Consider the following 17452-nt stretch of genomic DNA (forward strand, 5'->3'; position numbering starts at 1 on the left):
TATAGCTACTTAATAATAGACAAGATCCGGGGGGGTGACGGATAAACGACCGTTTTTAAGACAATATGAGGGGACTAGCTGGCAGCGTGAGAAATTGAATTACCAAGATGTTTGATATCTTCACCGAAGCCGCGTGCCGTATTACAGCCCGCCAGGAGAGTGCTGGTGAAAAGGATAAGCATTACAAGACCGAGAAGACGTTTCATCATTCCTGCCCTGGAAAAGTATGGCGCAGTAATCTGCACCAACATCTTAAAAATACGCAAAATCATTCAGGCCGCCTGATGCAGCCTGAAAGATGAAGAATATTACTTCACGCGGGATACGTATTCACCAGAGCGGGTATCCACTTTGATGACTTCGCCGATCTGTACGAACAGCGGAACTTTAACCACTGCACCGGTGGACAGCGTCGCTGGTTTACCACCAGTACCTGCAGTGTCACCTTTCAGACCTGGGTCAGTTTCAATGATTTCCAGCTCAACGAAGTTCGGCGGGGTCACGGAGATAGGCTGACCGTTCCACAGGGTCACGATGCACTCAGCCTGATCCAGCAGCCATTTAGCGCTATCACCTACCGCTTTCGCGTCAGCAGCAAGCTGTTCGAAAGTGGAGTTGTTCATGAAATGGTAGAACTCACCGTCGTTGTACAGGTAAGTCAGGTTCATATCTACAACGTCTGCGCCTTCTGCAGAGTCGGTGGATTTGAAGGTTTTCTCTACACGAGTACCGGTCAGCAGGCGGCGCAGCTTAACGCGTGCAAATGCCTGGCCTTTACCCGGCTTAACGAATTCACTGGCTTCAACCGCATAAGGTTCGCCATCCATCATGATTTTAAGACCGGCACGAAAATCGTTGCTATAGTAAGTCGCCATAAGGCCCTCTGAAATTGTTAACTGGTAGCTAAGCCACAAAATGGCGCATATTGTAACCCTAAACACCCCATCCAGAGAAGATTGGTTAGTACAACTTGCCGATGTTCTCACCGATCCGGATGAACTATTACGTCTTTTGAATATAGACGCTGATGAAAATTTGCTCGCTGGTCGTGAGGCAAAACGTCTTTTTGCCCTTCGTGTGCCGCGATCGTTTATCGCACGCATGGAGAAAGGCAACCCCAACGATCCGCTACTGCGTCAGGTGCTTACCTCGCAAGATGAATTCGTTGCCGCCCCCGGATTCTCTACCGATCCACTGGAAGAGCAGCACAGCGTCGTTCCTGGATTGCTGCATAAATATCGCAACCGGGCGTTGTTGCTGGTAAAAGGCGGATGTGCGGTAAACTGCCGCTATTGCTTCCGTCGCCACTTCCCGTATGCCGAGAACCAGGGGAATAAACGCAACTGGCAGGTGGCGTTAGATTACATCGCCGCGCACCCTGAGCTGGATGAGATTATTTTCTCCGGTGGCGATCCTCTCATGGCTAAGGACCACGAGCTTGACTGGTTACTCACGCAACTGGAGGCCATTTCACACATTAAGCGTCTGCGAATTCACAGCCGCTTGCCCATTGTGATCCCGGCTCGCATTACTGAAGGATTAGTCGATCGTTTTGCACGATCTTCTCTGCAAATTCTGCTGGTGAATCACATTAATCACGCGAACGAAATTGATGGGACATTTCGTCAGGCGATGGCCAGCTTGCGTAAAGTGGGGGTCACATTGCTTAACCAAAGCGTCCTGCTGCGTGGCGTGAACGACAACGCACAAACGCTGGCAAACCTGAGCAATGCATTGTTTGATGCGGGCGTGATGCCCTATTACCTGCATGTTTTGGATAAAGTGCAGGGAGCCGCTCACTTTATGGTGAGTGACGATGAAGCGCGTAAAATCATGCGAGAGCTGCTGACGCTTATTTCAGGCTATATGGTCCCAAAACTGGCGCGCGAAATTGGCGGTGAGCCAAGTAAAACGCCGTTGGATTTGCAATTACGACAGCAGTAACCCCTAGCAGTAACCCCTGTGAGTGCCCTGTTCAGGGACACTCCGTGCTGTGCTTATCAGGCCTACGTTTACTGATACCTGTAGGCCGGATAAGACATGTCAGCCTCGCCAGCCGGCATCAACAGCATCTATCAGTTAGGGCACTTATAAACCTGGCCATTCATCTCGCTGGCGGTCGGGACAAAACTGGAGAGCATTCCCTGAGATGGGCTGCTGACGCCATAAATCACGTTACCGCCCATTGCAGCGGCCTGGTTACGCAGATCGTTCGCCGCGCCACGCATAGAGCCACCTTCTTCGCCATGCTGGCCAGAAAGCCAGTTGCTCTGTTTACCGGTCGCAGTGCCGAGCAGTTGACACTCAGCACCAGGCTTATCTTCAACAAAGCGAACGCTTTGTCCGGCTGAACTCAGTTCATTGCTGGAGCTACAACCCGCCATCAGTAGCGCGGCACCAACGATCCCTGCTAAATATTTCACGTGCATGTCATTCCCCATAATCAATTAGTTGGACCTTATGTCCGTAGCTGAATCATATACTAAAAAGATGACCAAAAGAAAAACCCCCGGACATTTCTGCCCGAGGGTTTCTCATTTTTCGCGAGATATGTATTTAATCAAATAATTCAAGTTGCAGGCAGGCGGCAAGTTCATGAATCCCCAGGAGCTTACATGAGTAAGTGACTGGGGTGAACAAACGCAGCCAACGAACCCGCGGCTTGAAGTATGAAGATTAAATTACATCATGCCGCCCATTCCACCCATACCGCCCATACCGGCAGCACCTAAGTCAGGCGCATCGCCTTTCGGCAGGTCGGTAACCATGCACTCGGTGGTGATCATCAGGCCCGCAACAGAAGCCGCGTACTGCAGAGCAGAACGGGTTACTTTGGTCGGATCCAGAATACCCATATCGATCATGTTGCCGTATTCTTCAGTTGCAGCGTTGTAACCGTAGTTACCGTCGCCCGCTTTCACGGTGTTAGCAACAACAGACGGCTCTTCGCCGCAGTTCAGAACGATTTGACGCAGCGGAGATTCCATTGCGCGCAGCGCAACTTTGATACCCACGTTCTGGTCTTCGTTCTGACCTTTCAGGCCAGCAATTTTGGATGCTACGCGGATCAGCGCTACACCACCACCAGCAACCACGCCTTCTTCTACCGCAGCACGGGTCGCGTGCAGGGCATCTTCAACGCGAGCTTTCTTCTCTTTCATTTCAACTTCGGTTGCAGCACCGACTTTGATCACAGCAACACCGCCAGCCAGTTTCGCTACGCGCTCCTGCAGTTTTTCACGGTCGTAATCAGAAGTTGCTTCTTCGATCTGCTGACGAATCTGAGTCACACGACCCTGGATTGCCGCTTCTTCACCCACGCCATCGATGATGGTAGTGGTGTCTTTGTTGATAACAACACGTTTCGCCTGACCCAGATCTTCCAGGGTCGCTTTTTCCAGCTCCATACCGATCTCTTCAGAGATAACGGTACCGCCAGTCAGGGTTGCGATATCCTGCAGCATTGCTTTGCGACGGTCGCCGAAGCCAGGTGCTTTAACTGCAGCCACTTTAACGATGCCACGCATGGTGTTAACTACCAGAGTCGCCAGCGCTTCGCCTTCAACATCTTCAGCGATGATCAGCAGCGGTTTGCCTGCTTTAGCAACAGCTTCCAGAACCGGCAGCATTTCGCGGATGTTGGAGATTTTCTTGTCAGCCAGCAGGATGAACGGCGTTTCCAGTTCTACTGCGCCAGTTTCCGGCTTGTTGATGAAGTAAGGAGACAGATAGCCGCGGTCAAACTGCATACCTTCAACCACGTCCAGTTCGTCCTGCAGACCGGTACCGTCTTCAACGGTGATCACGCCTTCTTTACCGACTTTGTCCATCGCTTCAGCGATCAGTTTACCTACGGTTTCGTCGGAGTTAGCGGAGATGGTACCAACCTGAGCAATAGCTTTAGAGTCGGAGCACGGTACGGACAGTGCTTTCAGTTCTTCAACTGCAGCAGCGACAGCTTTGTCGATACCACGTTTCAGATCCATCGGGTTCATACCCGCGGCAACAGCTTTCAGGCCTTCAGTAATGATAGACTGGGCCAGAACGGTTGCGGTGGTGGTACCGTCGCCTGCAGCGTCGTTCGCTTTAGAGGCAACTTCTTTCACCATCTGCGCGCCCATGTTTTCGAACTTGTCTTCCAGCTCGATTTCACGTGCAACAGAAACACCATCTTTAGTGATGGTCGGTGCACCGAAAGATTTATCCAGAACTACGTTACGGCCTTTTGGACCGAGGGTAACTTTCACTGCATCTGCCAGTACATTTACGCCGCGCAGCATTTTCACACGAGCGTCGTTACCGAATTTTACGTCTTTAGCTGCCATTTTCTCTTTCCCTTAAATTCGTATGTTCAGTGTCGTTCGCGGATTAGGCTTCAACAATTGCCAGGATGTCGCTTTCAGACATGATCAACACTTCTTCATTGTCGATCTTCTCAGATTTAACACCGTAGCCATCGTTGAAAATGACGATATCGCCGACTTTCACGTCTAGCGGCTGTACAGAACCGTTGTCCAGGATGCGACCCTTACCGACAGCGATGATTTCGCCACGAGTTGATTTACCTGCTGCGGAACCGGTCAGTACGATGCCACCAGCAGATTTGGATTCAACTTCTTTACGTTTGACGATCACACGATCATGTAACGGACGAATACTCATTGATAGCTCTCCTTTGAGAAAGTCTTTATCAGTTATGGGTGACGCCGGCCCGTAAACGGTATCCCGGCTAGTGACCAGAGAGATGGGGATGGGCTTTTGTGCCTTCAAGGGGGCAAGCGAAAAAAAATTTTTATCAGCAGAAAATCCCGTCAAAACACCGACACACCTCACATTTCATAACGATTTCAGCCACGTCGTCATAAGCAAATCCTATTGTGATACCATCGAAAATCTGCGCTGTAGCCCGGTACATGGGCATAACCGGATAACAACTTATGAGCGGACTAAAACAAGAGCTGGGACTGGCTCAAGGCGTTGGCCTGTTGTCGACATCATTGTTAGGTACAGGCGTTTTCGCCGTCCCCGCACTGGCTGCGCTGGTTGCTGGCAACAACAGCCTGTGGGCATGGCCGGTGCTGATCGTTTTAGTCTTTCCTGTGGCGATTGTCTTCGCCGTACTCGGTCGCCACTTTCCCAGCGCAGGCGGTGTGGCGCATTTTGTCGGCATGGCCTTTGGCTCACGGCTTGAGCGCGTTACCGGATGGCTTTTTTTATCGGTAATTCCAGTGGGGTTACCTGCGGCATTGCACATCGCCGCAGGATTTGGCCAGGCAATGTTTGGCTGGCATGGTTGGCAGCTTCTGTTGGCTGAACTTGGCACGCTGGTATTGGTCTGGTACATCGGTTCGCGGGGTGCCAGCTCCAGCGCTAACCTGCAAACGGTGATTGCCGGACTGATCGTAGCGCTGATTGTCGCCATCTGGTGGGCTGGCGAGTTGAAACCGAGTGAGATCCCCTTTCCTGCCATCGACAAGATTGAGTTTCCCGGGCTTTTTGCCGCGCTGTCGGTGATGTTCTGGTGCTTTGTTGGCCTTGAGGCGTTCGCACACCTGGCCTCTGAATTCAAAAATCCAGAACGGGATTTCCCGCGCGCCCTGATGATTGGCCTACTCCTGGCCGGTTCCGTGTACTGGGCATGTACCGTCGTTGTATTACATTTTGATGCCTACGGCGAACAGATGGCGGCGGCGGCATCGCTGCCTGAAATCGTCGTCCAACTGTTTGGCGTTCAGGCCCTGTGGGTTGCCTGCATCATTGGTTATCTGGCCTGCTTTGCCAGCCTGAACATTTATATCCAAAGTTTCGCCCGTCTGGTGTGGTCGCAAGCACAATATAAACCGGAGAGCTATCTGGCTCGCCTGTCCCCTCGCCATCTTCCGGGTAATGCGCTAAACGCGGTATTGGGTTGCTGCGTCATCAGTACCTTGTGCATCTATATGCTGCAAATCAATCTCGACGCGTTAATCGTCTACGCTAACGGCATCTTTATTATGATTTATCTGCTGTGCATGCTGGCAGGGTGTCGATTGCTAAAAGGGCACTATCGCGTACTGGCGATAGTGGGGGGGCTACTGTGCCTACTGCTGCTGGCGATGGTCGGCTGGAAGAGTCTGTATGCGTTGATTATGCTGGCAGGACTGTGGCTGTTTTTACCCCGCAGGCCGGATAAGGCAACGTTGACGCCATCATCCGGCCTATAAATACTTTTGCCGGATGGCGCTAACGCTTATCCGGCCTACATACTGATGCTTAATCCCGACGATCGTCTTTATGTTCGATGCTGTCGCGCTTGTCATCTTTGCGCTGAAATTCACCGTCAAAGGTATCACCACCGCCAGTTCCGGCACTAAATCCACCACCTGGCATACGCGAAAAACGCAAATGCGGCAGTAACTTCATGGTCAAATGTTTCTGCACTGGTGGTAATAAAAGAAGAAGACCGAGGAAATCGGTGAAGAAACCAGGCAACACCAACAGTAAGCCGGCGATAATCAGCGACACGCTCTTGATCATTTCTGCAGCCGGACTTTCACCTGCTGCCATTTTCTGTTGCATCAGTAAAAAGTTCTTAAATCCTTGGTTACGAACCAGAGACATACCGATAACCGAGGTAAAAATAACCAAAATCAGGGTCATCAGGACACCCAGCACATGGGCGACCTGGATAAAAATAGATATCTCTATGTAAACATAGAGAAAAATGGCAAGTAATGGTATCCAGCGCAAAGGGCTCTCCTGTTGAAAACAGTCGTTTTCACCAACAACTGTTCGAAAATTGTGTGACTTGCATCACCCAAATATTGTGGTGATTAGCAAAATTTCAAGCTACTTGTACACTAATATTTGGTGTTAATCCTAAAGGGGTGATCTATTTCACAGAATAATAAATAAGGGGTAAATTCCACGTTTTAAGTGATCCAGATTACGGTAGAAATCCTGAACCAGCATATGATCTCGGGTATCAGACCGATGCAGGGGATAATCGTCGGTCGAGAAACAATCGAAATCACATATATCCTGTGTGTTTAGTCAAATCATTGGCAGCTTGAAAAAGAAGGTTCACATGTTAAACAACATTCGTATCGAAGAAGACTTGTTGGGTACCAGGGAAGTTCCAGCGGACGCTTACTATGGTGTTCACACTCTGAGAGCGATTGAAAACTTCTACATTAGCAACAACAAAATCAGTGACATTCCTGAATTTGTTCGCGGCATGGTAATGGTTAAAAAGGCAGCGGCACTGGCCAACAAAGAGCTGCAAACTATTCCTAAGAGCGTGGCAAATGCCATCATCGCGGCGTGTGATGAAGTCCTGAATAACGGAAAATGCATGGATCAGTTCCCGGTAGATGTTTACCAGGGTGGTGCGGGTACCTCCGTCAACATGAACACCAACGAAGTGCTGGCCAATATCGGTCTGGAACTGATGGGTCACCAGAAAGGTGAATATCAGTACCTGAACCCGAACGACCACGTCAACAAATGTCAGTCTACCAACGACGCTTACCCGACCGGTTTCCGTATCGCTGTTTACGCATCCATCATCAAACTGATTGATGCTCTGAACCAGCTGCGTGAAGGCTTCGAGCAAAAAGCTGTTGAATTCCAGGACATCCTGAAAATGGGTCGTACCCAGTTGCAGGATGCTGTACCGATGACCCTCGGTCAGGAATTCCGTGCTTTCAGCGTACTGTTGAAAGAAGAAGTGAAAAACATTGGACGTACCGCTGAGCTGCTGCTGGAAGTTAACCTCGGCGCAACTGCAATCGGTACGGGTCTGAACACACCGAAAGAGTACTCTCCGCTGGCAGTGCAAAAACTGGCTGAAGTGACCGGTTTCGCCTGCGTTCCGGCAGAAGACCTGATTGAAGCAACCTCCGACTGCGGCGCATACGTTATGGTGCATGGTGCACTGAAACGTCTGGCTGTGAAAATGTCCAAAATCTGTAACGACCTGCGTTTGCTCTCCTCTGGTCCACGTGCCGGCCTGAATGAGATCAACCTGCCGGAACTGCAGGCAGGTTCTTCTATCATGCCAGCAAAAGTGAACCCGGTTGTTCCAGAAGTTGTAAACCAGGTTTGCTTCAAAGTCATCGGTAACGACGTTACTGTTACCATGGCATCTGAAGCAGGCCAGCTGCAGCTGAACGTAATGGAACCGGTTATCGGCCAGGCAATGTTCGAATCTATCCACATTCTGAGCAACGCTTGCTACAACCTGCTGGAAAAATGCGTTAGCGGCATCACTGCTAACAAAGAAGTGTGTGAAGCATTCGTTTATAACTCCATCGGTATCGTCACCTACCTCAACCCGTTCATCGGTCACCACAACGGCGACATCGTCGGTAAAATTTGTGCCGAAACCGGTAAGAGCGTGCGTGAAGTTGTCCTGGAGCGCGGTCTGTTGACCGAAGCAGAACTGGACGATATCTTCTCTGCACAGAACCTGATGCACCCGGCTTATAAAGCAAAACGTTATACTGATGAAAGCGAACAGTAATCGTGTAGGGTAGTACCAGAGAAGGCACGTCATGATGACGTGCCTTTTTTCTTGCACCAAGTTACTTAAAAACAACAATTTAATATCAACTTGTTAAACAACAAGGAAGGCTAATATGATAGTTTTAGAACTTATCATCGTTTTGCTGGCAATCTTTTTAGGTGCCAGACTTGGGGGTATCGGTATTGGATTTGCAGGTGGGCTGGGTGTTCTGGTTCTCGCCGCTATTGGCGTAAAACCGGGTAATATTCCGTTCGATGTTATTTCCATTATCATGGCGGTTATCGCTGCTATCTCTGCCATGCAGATTGCAGGTGGTCTGGACTATCTGGTCCATCAAACTGAAAAATTGCTGCGTAAGAACCCGAAATACATCACGATCCTTGCACCGATCGTGACCTATTTCCTGACTATCTTCGCGGGTACCGGCAACATCTCTCTGGCAACACTGCCAGTTATCGCTGAAGTCGCGAAGGAGCAAGGGATCAAACCTTGCCGTCCGCTCTCTACTGCCGTGGTTTCTGCACAGATTGCGATTACCGCATCACCTATCTCTGCGGCCGTGGTTTACATGTCTTCCGTAATGGAAGGTCATGGTATCAGCTACATTCACCTGCTGTCAGTGGTCATTCCGTCCACCCTGCTGGCTGTGCTGGTGATGTCCTTCCTGGTCACCATGCTGTTCAACTCCAAACTGTCTGACGATCCGATTTATCGTAAGCGTCTGGAAGAAGGTTTGGTTGAGCTGCGCGGTGAAAGACAAGTTGAAATCAAAGCCGGTGCGAAAACCTCCGTATGGCTGTTCCTGCTCGGTGTGGTTTGTGTCGTCGTTTACGCCATCGTCAACAGCCCAAGCCTCGGTCTGGTTGCTAAGCCGCTGATGAACACCACCAACGCCATTCTGATCATTATGCTGAGCATCGCGACGCTGACGACAATCATCTGCCGCGTTGAAACTGACTCCATCCTGAACTCCAGCACCTTCAAAGCAGGTATGAGTGCCTGTATTTGTATCCTGGGTGTTGCATGGCTGGGTGATACCTTCGTATCTCACAACATTGACTGGATCAAAGATACTGCAGGTAGCGTAATTCAGGGTCATCCGTGGCTGCTGGCCGTCATCTTCTTCTTTGCTTCTGCACTGCTGTATTCTCAGGCTGCAACGGCTAAAGCACTGATGCCGATGGCTCTGGCACTGAACGTTTCTCCACTGACCGCTGTAGCGTCTTTCGCTGCGGTTTCTGGCCTGTTCATTCTGCCTACCTACCCAACGCTGGTTGCGGCGGTTCAGATGGATGACACCGGTACTACCCGTATCGGTAAATTCGTCTTTAACCATCCGTTCTTCATCCCAGGTACGCTGGGTGTGGTTCTGGCTGTCTGCTTCGGCTTCTTGCTGGGTAGCTTCATGCTGTAAGTTTTACCTGCGGGGTGCTTATGCATCCCGCAGTTCCTCCCCCCCTCGCTTTAACTAACATCCTTCCCTCGTCCGTTGTATAGTTACCGTTCTCTTGCTGGTTACTCTGTTATTTCGAGGTGTTTATGCTTGATGTAAAGAGTCAGGATATTTCCATCCCCGATACCGTTGTGGTGCTTTGTACCGCCCCGGATGAAGCAACGGCCCAGGATCTGGCAGCCAAAGTACTGGCAGAAAAACTGGCCGCCTGCGTGACTCTGCTGCCCGGTGCAACGTCTCTCTATTATTGGGAGGGTAAGCTGGAGCAGGAATATGAAGTCCAGATGATTTTAAAAACCACCGTCACGCACCAGCAAGCACTTCTCGATTGCCTGAAGTCTCATCATCCGTATCAAACCCCTGAACTTCTGGTTTTACCCGTCACTCACGGAGACTTTGATTACCGCTCATGGCTCAACGCATCCTTACGCTGATCCTGCTGCTATGCAGCACATCCACTTTTGCCGGATTATTTGATTCGCCTGGCCGCTCGCAGTTTGTTCCTGCTGACCGGGCATTTATTTTTGATTTTCAGCAAAACCAACATGATCTGAACCTCTCATGGCAGGTAAAAGACGGTTACTACCTGTACCGCAAACAGATAAGCATTACGCCATCACAGGCCGATATTGCCGAGGTAAAGCTGCCGCCAGGCGTCTGGCATGAAGATGAGTTTTACGGCAAAAGCGAAATTTACCGTAAGCAGTTGAACGTTCCAGTAACGATCAATCAGGCCGCATCTGGAGCAACGCTGACCGTCACTTACCAGGGCTGTGCCGATGCCGGATTTTGCTATCCGCCGGAAACCAAAACCGTTCCACTCAGCGAAGTCATGGCTCGTACAGATGCGACGCCTGCATCAACGCCTGTTACAGTCGCCCCGGAAGAACAATCACAACCAGCCGCCCAACTCCCTTTTTCCGCACTGTGGGCATTGCTGATCGGGATTGGCATTGCCTTTACCCCTTGTGTACTGCCGATGTATCCACTGATTTCCGGGATCGTACTCGGTGGTAAACAACGCTTATCAACCGGGCGTGCGCTGCTGCTGACCTTCATCTACGTACAGGGAATGGCGCTCACCTACACTGCTCTGGGTCTGGTTGTTGCGGCTGCCGGGCTACAGTTCCAGGCCGCGCTACAGCATCCCTATGTACTGATTGGGCTTGCCATTGTCTTTACGCTGCTGGCCTTGTCGATGTTCGGCTTGTTCACATTACAACTCCCTTCCTCACTGCAAACACGTCTGACATTGATGAGTAATCGCCAGCAAGGTGGTTCTCCGGGCAGCGTATTTACAATGGGAGCGATTGCTGGACTGATCTGTTCCCCTTGCACCACGGCACCACTGAGCGCGATTTTGCTGTATATCGCACAGAGCGGGAATATGTGGCTGGGAGGCGGTACGCTGTATCTGTACGCACTGGGGATGGGATTACCCCTGATGCTGATTACCGTATTTGGTAACCGCCTACTGCCAAAAAGTGGCCCATGGATGGAACAGGTCAAGACTGCTTTTGGTTTCGTCATCCTTGCGCTTCCCGTCTTTTTACTCGAGCGGATTATCGGCGATGAGTGGGGCATTCGCCTGTGGTCACTGCTTGGCGTGGCATTCTTTTCCTGGGCGTTCATCACCAGTCTGCAGGCAAAACAAGGCTGGATGCGTATCGTGCAAATTGTCCTGCTAGCTGCGGCGCTGGTAAGTGTACGACCATTGCAGGATTGGGCATTTGGTGCGTCGCATGCCCAAACCCAGACGCACCTGAACTTCACCCCAGTGACATCGGTGGACGAGTTAAATCAGGCACTGGAGCGAGCCAGAGGCAAGCCTGTCATGTTGGATTTGTATGCTGACTGGTGTGTTGCTTGTAAAGAGTTCGAGAAGTACACCTTCAGTAGCCCACAGGTGCAACACGCGCTGGGCGATACGGTGCTGTTGCAGGCGGATGTCACCGCAAACAATGCACAAGATGTCGCACTTCTTAAACATTTACAGGTATTAGGGCTACCGACAATTCTGTTCTTTGATGCCCAGGGTAAAGAGCATCCGCAAGCACGGGTAACGGGCTTTATGGATGCATCGACCTTTAGTGCGCATTTGCGTGATCGCCAACCGTGAGCGACACTTGCAAAAGGAAATACGGAGGAGAATACCGTGCAACGTGAAGATGTCCTGGGAGAAGCCCTGAAATTACTTGAGGTTCAAGGGATAGCCAATACCACACTGGAAATGGTGGCTGAGCATGTCGATTATCCACTTGATGAACTGCAACGCTTCTGGCCTGATAAAGAGGCCATTCTATACGATGCCTTGCGTTACCTCAGCCAACGGGTGGATATCTGGCGGCGTCAGCTTTTGCTGGATGACACGCTGAGTGCTGAGCAGAAACTACTGGCACGCTATAACGCACTGTCCGAATGCGTGAGTAATAATCGCTATCCCGGTTGCCTGTTCATCGCTGCCTGTACGTTTTATCCCGATCCTGGCCATCCTGTCCATCAGTTAGCTGATCAGCAGAAAAAGGCTGCACATGACTTCACACATGAACTGCTGACGACACTGGAAGTTGATGACCCGGCAATGGTCGCCAAACAGATGGAACTGGTGCTGGAAGGCTGCCTGAGTCGCATGCTGGTTAATCGCAGCCATGCTGATGTAGAAACAGCACATCGTCTGGCCGAAGATATCCTGCGTTTTGCTCAGTGTCGTCAGGGTGGCGCACTCACCTAAACGAGCATTCCTTTCCGGCGCACGGCTAAAACCGCACCATCTTCACGGTGGTGCGAAATGTTCTGTTATTCACCTTGTCTTACCATGCACCCACGCAGCTGGAATCAGCAAAAACCACCGTATTTAGCACGCAATACGTGTCACCATGGTTGTGCCCCCTTACACCTGGATTATCAGGGATAATTTGTGCAAACTTCAGGCAAAAACACACAGATTGCCGCAATATTAAGCGGTTGAGCAGCTTTTCCTGAAATTTGATTGACTGGCATGCGTGAATACGGTTTAATGCGCCCCGTTGCCCGGATAGCTCAGTCGGTAGAGCAGGGGATTGAAAATCCCCGTGTCCTTGGTTCGATTCCGAGTCCGGGCACCACTATTCAAAGCCGGTTGGTCAGATTTGCAAGATGCAATCCTGACGGACACGAAGGCGAGCCAGTAAAAACACGATGTAACGCTGTTACTTGTCGTTGAAGAAAGGCTCTTGATAAACAGACTTGTTTGCAGCAAGTCTGTTTTTTCGTGCGTGATCTTTACAGATATTTGTTGTTAATGTCAAATTGTGTCAGTGACACATTCATCAGGCCGCTACATCAACTCCGTTTCCAGTATATCCCGCAGGCTATCAACACTTTCATCAATGTATTCCAGCGTTGATGTGATGCTGACATGGCCCAGCAGTTTCTTCACCGCGTACAAATTACGTTCAGGTGATTTCATCATATGGGTTGCCACCGTATGGCGAAACCGGTGTGGCGTGATCGTAAACTTACACTCCCGGGATAAACGGCGAAAGAACGCTCTCAGCGGATACTCGTTCATTACCTCCGGATACTTACTCTTTCTCATCAGGTCGAACCAGCCCACATTGAACACCTGATCGTCCGACTCCATCCCAGCCTCACCGGCTTTTCTCACCAGTTCCTCCAGCGACGGATACAATGACGAGACGATCGGAACCCGGTGTTCACGATGGTTTTTCGCCCCCTCGATGTTCAGGTCAATCCACCGTTCTTCAAGATTGATATCGCCCAACCGTATATGCAGAAGCTGGTTCTGTCGAATGGCGGTATAACGAAACACATTTACCACCGTCAGCCAGAACCACGCCGGAAGGAGCGCATTTCTGCGACCATTGAACATACTGCTGTTTCCCTTCCCTGTCTCAGCCTCCAGATGTTGTTCCATCAGTCGGTACATCGCATCCATTTGCGTCTGTGTCAGCGTCTTCTTCTTTTTCGTACCCGGGCGAACAACCGCACCGTTAAAAGGATTTTCGGCCTGCGGCAACAACCCCTGCTTGATGCCGAAATTAAACAACGCCCTCATGTGGGCAACTTTGTTATTCCACGTCCGGGTCGCGCAGTTCTGGTCATTCAACACCGTATGACGCCACTTCAGCACCGTCAGGTGATCGATCTTCGTAGGGTTAAACGATGTGAATCCTTCGAATGAGCGAACCACTTTCTGGTAGCTCCACTCCGTCGCCGGTCGTAATGATTTGCTGTAAAAATACTGTTCAGTAAGAAGCCCAAAGGAAACACCATCCATAAGAATATCCTTATATAACAATAAGTAGCAAGTTACCCTCAGGATTGTTATCGCCTGTAAAAATCTTACTGGCAAGTGTCAGATGACAACTCATCCAACAGCGTCCCTTGTCCTGATACATCATGCGGCTACCTCATCGATAAACTTCACCCCCTCAGCAGTGCGTATCCAGCGTGGGGCTTTTATTTCCGCTACGAAGTGATGGATCAGGTCGAACAATAGCCAGCTAAGGTATTTCTCCGTTTCAGAGGAGAACCCCTGCCCAGAGAGTGTTTGCGTCAGAGCGAGGCAATACTGGCAAACCTCTGTGCATTCAGGCCCGAAACCAGAAGAACAGGCAGGAAGAGTATCAACAGTGAGACTTTCAACGAGATGGGGAGGAACAGGTTCAAGCAGTGTGGGCTGTAGCAACGTCAGGCAAGTGTTGATCCTGCCACAGAGCGCCATTTTCAGCACCGGGTCATCGCATTCGATCAGCGCTTCAGCAAAGTTTTCGCAATGCCCGGCTAACACGATGAAATCGGTGGTGGAACTGAAAGGAATGGTGAGTAACTGGTGAGTCTGGTCGAGGATTGTAGCCATAAGGCAACCTCCAGTGAGTACCAACTTATACCCACCACCAGAGAGGTCAATCTCATGGGTGGTGGAACCGGACAGGGTTGACCTTACCGGCCTCACTGACACCGGCGCATCTTTCGACGCCCCCGCCCGGCCCACCATTGAGATGTAGCAAAGCGAACGACACAAGAAATGCCTTGTGTCGTCAGTGAAGTGTTTCAGGAGGTCAATCCCGGCCCCTGATTTTGCAGGTGCGGGTAGAAGATACCGCGATTGATTAGCATCAGCAAGAGAGGGGCCAGATAACTATTCTTTTAAAACAATCAGTAGCGGATTATCGCCTGGATTGTCATCACTCGTAAAAATCTTACTAGCAGGCACCAGGTAACCACTCAGTTTCTGAAAGCGCCCTTCCCGTTGTTTATTCTGGTACAACTGGCAGGTATACATGGTGCCATTATCCTGCCGATGGTGGCCCAGTCGCTCAAACGCTTTCTGAAGCCTGGCTTTATCCTCTACTGGCGCATTCGTCTCCGTCAGAAACTGGTGAAAAATTCCTGGCGCACGCAAAAACACGTAACCGGCGACCAGATGAACTCGCCCATCGGACTTGTTCGGGATCAGACTACCGGAACGGCATCCCGTGACAAGCCATTGCCAGAATACCTCACCGGGATCGTTCGACTCTGCGGATAGCATGATTTCTCCAGTTTCTGCTACATCAACGCTGGCAAAACCCATCATTGCCAGCAACGCATCAGTATCATCCGGTTCCTCCTGCAGATCCGGTAATACCAGATCTGCAGGAGGCGCAGGAGCAGGTTCCGCTGCCGGAAGGACATTATCTTCGGAATACGACGCAACCAGCTCAGGTATATTATCGGCTAATCCGGACAGCAGCGTGTCACCCTGCAATGAATCAGCTGGAACCGGAACCATTGCCGCCAGTGCAACCAGTGTCTTACTTTCTGGCGACCCAGCAGTGAGGCGAATAGCTTCAGACACAATGGCATTGACCACACCCGACTGCGCCCGGAAGCCAGTCAGGTACGTTGACAGGGTCCTGATGGCTTTTGGCCAGCTACTCAACCAGTTAATAGCTTCTGGAGGGATAATCTTCCACGCCAGCATTGCGCCAAAACTTTGCAGCCGTTCCGGAGATTGTTCCGGTTCAAAACGAAAGCGATAAGGTTCTGGAGGCGCATCCAGCAGAGGAAACCAGCGCTTGCCGTTCTCCAGCTCAACGTGAATATGACAAAGGTATTCAAGCGAAGGCAGCATAGCCGCATAGATAATCACGGTATTCCAAGCTGCATTTTGCGCCGCCTGTTCTTCAGGCGGTGCGCCAACCGGCAGCATGTAGCTTTTCGACAACCGTGCCGCATACGATACCGTTTCCAGCATATAGTCAGCCATCCCTCCGGGACGGGCATATGGCCCACTTTCCGTAAGAGGAAACTGCTGCATCAGCGTTACACAATGCTCCAGTGGTGCAAGGTAATACTGGCGATACATGTCTTTCGGCAGAGACGAATAATCCCAGAGCGATTGCAGCCACTGTTGGCGGCGGGTTGTCATAAGCAGTTCAGTCGCTCTCATAGGTTGGAAATAACCGGAAGGCAAAGAGGGTGTTGTCACCTTGGCGGTATGAGGAGCAACTATAGGCAAACGTGCTAAGCTGAGAAAGAATTTTAGATTTAACATGGTGGAACCTACCAGTTGACAATTACTATAACCCTAATTGTCTGCCTCACAAAAACAACAAATAATTATTTACAGCAGGTGGAAGTTTTCGGTTCTATCTGAAAGGACTTTAGGTAAGAATAAATAATATTCATCTTTTGTAAGTCATTGCGCACCTATTCATTTTTCATCAACTATTCAAACAAAAATTTCTCTGCCATAAACAAATCTCAAATTAAGATCTTTTACAATCAAAACAATAAGTTAAGCAGGGCCAACTCTTCACCTAGCACGTCAAATCATGGCAATTGTACATATGGTAAACACGATCAGGTTATGCTTTCCAAACCGCATACAGATGCGACACTAGCCTGAGTAACAGAAGAATGAAGTTATCCTTCCCTTGTGGTAGGAGGAAATAGTATAATAACACCAATCATATTTGTGGATTGGAGGAGTCTATGAAGATTAAATCATTGCTGGAAGACGAGCGAATTAACGCAAAAAATATTCTTGTAGAAATGTCTCTAGATGAATATCAAAAACTTATTAAAAACATCCTAAATAAAAATGAATTCCAAAGGAAAAGAGTTAAATCATCAAAAACTGTTTATGCACTTTTGAAAGAAGATTTATTGAAAAACTGTATTATCCCCCCCATTGTACTAGCGTTAACATCTAAACTATCATTTGATGAAAACGATTCAGATGAATTTACATCGAAGATTAATGACAAAAAAGATGATTTAGTTATTCTGGACGGACTTCAACGAACACATACAATTCTCGATTTAATTTCCGAGTTAAAAGAGTCTCAAAATGAAGCTGCATTAAATAAATTACTTGCTCAGCCTATTAGAGTGGAAATATACAACGGACTTAATAGGTTGGGTATATTATATAGAATGTTAACGTTAAATACAGGCCAAACACCGATGTCTTTACGTCAGCAGATTGAAATATTATATTTAGA

The 17452-nt window shown here is 49.7% G+C and carries 16 protein-coding genes, 1 tRNA gene and 1 pseudogene; 9 read left to right on the forward strand and 9 right to left on the reverse strand.

Annotation, left to right across the window (positions count from 1 at the left end; translation table 11 throughout):
* Positions 1-74 precede the first annotated feature (74 nt).
* Together ecnA and efp are read right to left on the reverse strand one after the other, a co-directional pair.
* Positions 75-209 carry a lipoprotein antitoxin entericidin A gene (ecnA, locus tag NNO02_RS01435; RefSeq protein ID WP_040232999.1) on the reverse strand — a complete coding sequence of 45 codons (135 nt, stop codon included), beginning with the start codon at positions 207-209 and terminating at the stop codon, positions 75-77.
* A 99-nt stretch (positions 210-308) separates the two neighbouring features.
* On the reverse strand, positions 309-875 hold the full coding sequence (gene efp / locus NNO02_RS01440; RefSeq protein ID WP_005120972.1) for an elongation factor P: 567 nt from the start codon (positions 873-875) through the stop codon (positions 309-311).
* Between the two features lie 40 nt (positions 876-915).
* On the opposite strand from efp, the gene epmB reads away from it, so the two are divergent.
* Positions 916-1944, forward strand: a complete 1029-nt coding sequence (gene epmB / locus NNO02_RS01445; protein WP_271454082.1) for an EF-P beta-lysylation protein EpmB — start codon at positions 916-918, stop codon at positions 1942-1944.
* Positions 1945-2075: 131 nt separating this feature from the next.
* On the opposite strand, the gene NNO02_RS01450 is transcribed toward epmB, so the two are convergent.
* The 3 genes from NNO02_RS01450 to NNO02_RS01460 all read right to left on the reverse strand — a co-directional run bounded on the left by NNO02_RS01450 (position 2076) and on the right by NNO02_RS01460 (position 4662).
* Positions 2076-2429 (reverse strand): DUF4156 domain-containing protein, encoded by a 354-nt coding sequence (locus NNO02_RS01450; protein ID WP_137384019.1) that lies wholly within the window; start codon positions 2427-2429, stop codon positions 2076-2078.
* A gap of 252 nt (positions 2430-2681) precedes the next feature.
* Entirely contained in the window at positions 2682-4325 is a 1644-nt protein-coding gene (gene groL, locus NNO02_RS01455) for a chaperonin GroEL (protein ID WP_137384020.1), read from the reverse strand.
* Positions 4326-4368: 43 nt separating this feature from the next.
* A complete protein-coding gene (locus NNO02_RS01460; protein ID WP_005120976.1) occupies positions 4369-4662 on the reverse strand; it encodes a co-chaperone GroES in 294 nt (97 codons plus the stop codon).
* 275 nt (positions 4663-4937) lie between these two features.
* Here NNO02_RS01460 and yjeH point away from each other — a divergent pair, with 275 nt between their 5' ends.
* Complete coding sequence (gene yjeH / locus NNO02_RS01465; RefSeq protein ID WP_271440262.1) at positions 4938-6203, forward strand: L-methionine/branched-chain amino acid transporter; 1266 nt, start codon at positions 4938-4940, stop codon at positions 6201-6203.
* A 49-nt stretch (positions 6204-6252) separates the two neighbouring features.
* Here yjeH and NNO02_RS01470 read toward each other — a convergent pair whose 3' ends face one another.
* A complete protein-coding gene (locus tag NNO02_RS01470; protein ID WP_271440261.1) occupies positions 6253-6729 on the reverse strand; it encodes an FxsA family protein in 477 nt (158 codons plus the stop codon).
* 337 nt (positions 6730-7066) lie between these two features.
* Here NNO02_RS01470 and aspA point away from each other — a divergent pair, with 337 nt between their 5' ends.
* The 6 genes from aspA to NNO02_RS01500 all read left to right on the forward strand — a co-directional run bounded on the left by aspA (position 7067) and on the right by NNO02_RS01500 (position 13063).
* Positions 7067-8503, forward strand: a complete 1437-nt coding sequence (aspA, locus tag NNO02_RS01475; RefSeq protein ID WP_048212919.1) for an aspartate ammonia-lyase — start codon at positions 7067-7069, stop codon at positions 8501-8503.
* 115 nt (positions 8504-8618) lie between these two features.
* Positions 8619-9920: an anaerobic C4-dicarboxylate transporter DcuA gene (gene dcuA / locus NNO02_RS01480; RefSeq protein WP_181509695.1), complete on the forward strand. Its 1302-nt coding sequence runs from the start codon at positions 8619-8621 to the stop codon at positions 9918-9920.
* Positions 9921-10045: 125 nt separating this feature from the next.
* The gene (gene cutA / locus NNO02_RS01485) at positions 10046-10393 is read left to right on the forward strand and encodes a divalent cation tolerance protein CutA (protein WP_003025447.1); all 348 of its coding nucleotides are present in this window, start codon (positions 10046-10048) and stop codon (positions 10391-10393) included.
* The gene (locus tag NNO02_RS01490; RefSeq protein WP_271454083.1) at positions 10369-12078 is read left to right on the forward strand and encodes a protein-disulfide reductase DsbD; all 1710 of its coding nucleotides are present in this window, start codon (positions 10369-10371) and stop codon (positions 12076-12078) included. Before cutA ends, NNO02_RS01490 begins: the two co-directional genes overlap by 25 nt.
* A 36-nt stretch (positions 12079-12114) precedes the next feature.
* A complete protein-coding gene (locus NNO02_RS01495) occupies positions 12115-12690 on the forward strand; it encodes a transcriptional regulator (RefSeq protein WP_271440259.1) in 576 nt (191 codons plus the stop codon).
* 297 nt (positions 12691-12987) lie between these two features.
* Positions 12988-13063 (forward strand) — tRNA-Phe (locus NNO02_RS01500).
* Positions 13064-13275: 212 nt separating this feature from the next.
* On the opposite strand, the gene NNO02_RS01505 is transcribed toward NNO02_RS01500, so the two are convergent.
* The 3 genes and pseudogenes from NNO02_RS01505 to NNO02_RS01515 all read right to left on the reverse strand — a co-directional run bounded on the left by NNO02_RS01505 (position 13276) and on the right by NNO02_RS01515 (position 16500).
* A complete protein-coding gene (locus NNO02_RS01505; RefSeq protein ID WP_271454084.1) occupies positions 13276-14238 on the reverse strand; it encodes a tyrosine-type recombinase/integrase in 963 nt (320 codons plus the stop codon).
* Positions 14239-14358: 120 nt separating this feature from the next.
* Positions 14359-15042, reverse strand: a pseudogene (locus NNO02_RS01510) (ash family protein); the annotation flags it as partial.
* Positions 15043-15102: 60 nt separating this feature from the next.
* Positions 15103-16500, reverse strand: coding sequence for a TraI domain-containing protein (locus NNO02_RS01515; protein ID WP_271454085.1), 1398 nt, complete (start codon positions 16498-16500; stop codon positions 15103-15105).
* Between the two features lie 440 nt (positions 16501-16940).
* Here NNO02_RS01515 and NNO02_RS01520 point away from each other — a divergent pair.
* Positions 16941-17452 (forward strand): GmrSD restriction endonuclease domain-containing protein (locus NNO02_RS01520; RefSeq protein WP_271454086.1); only part of this gene is annotated, 512 nt, incomplete at its 3' end.

Origin of the sequence: Citrobacter sp. Awk 2, assembly GCF_028069815.1 — a bacterium.
GTDB lineage: Bacteria > Pseudomonadota > Gammaproteobacteria > Enterobacterales > Enterobacteriaceae > Citrobacter.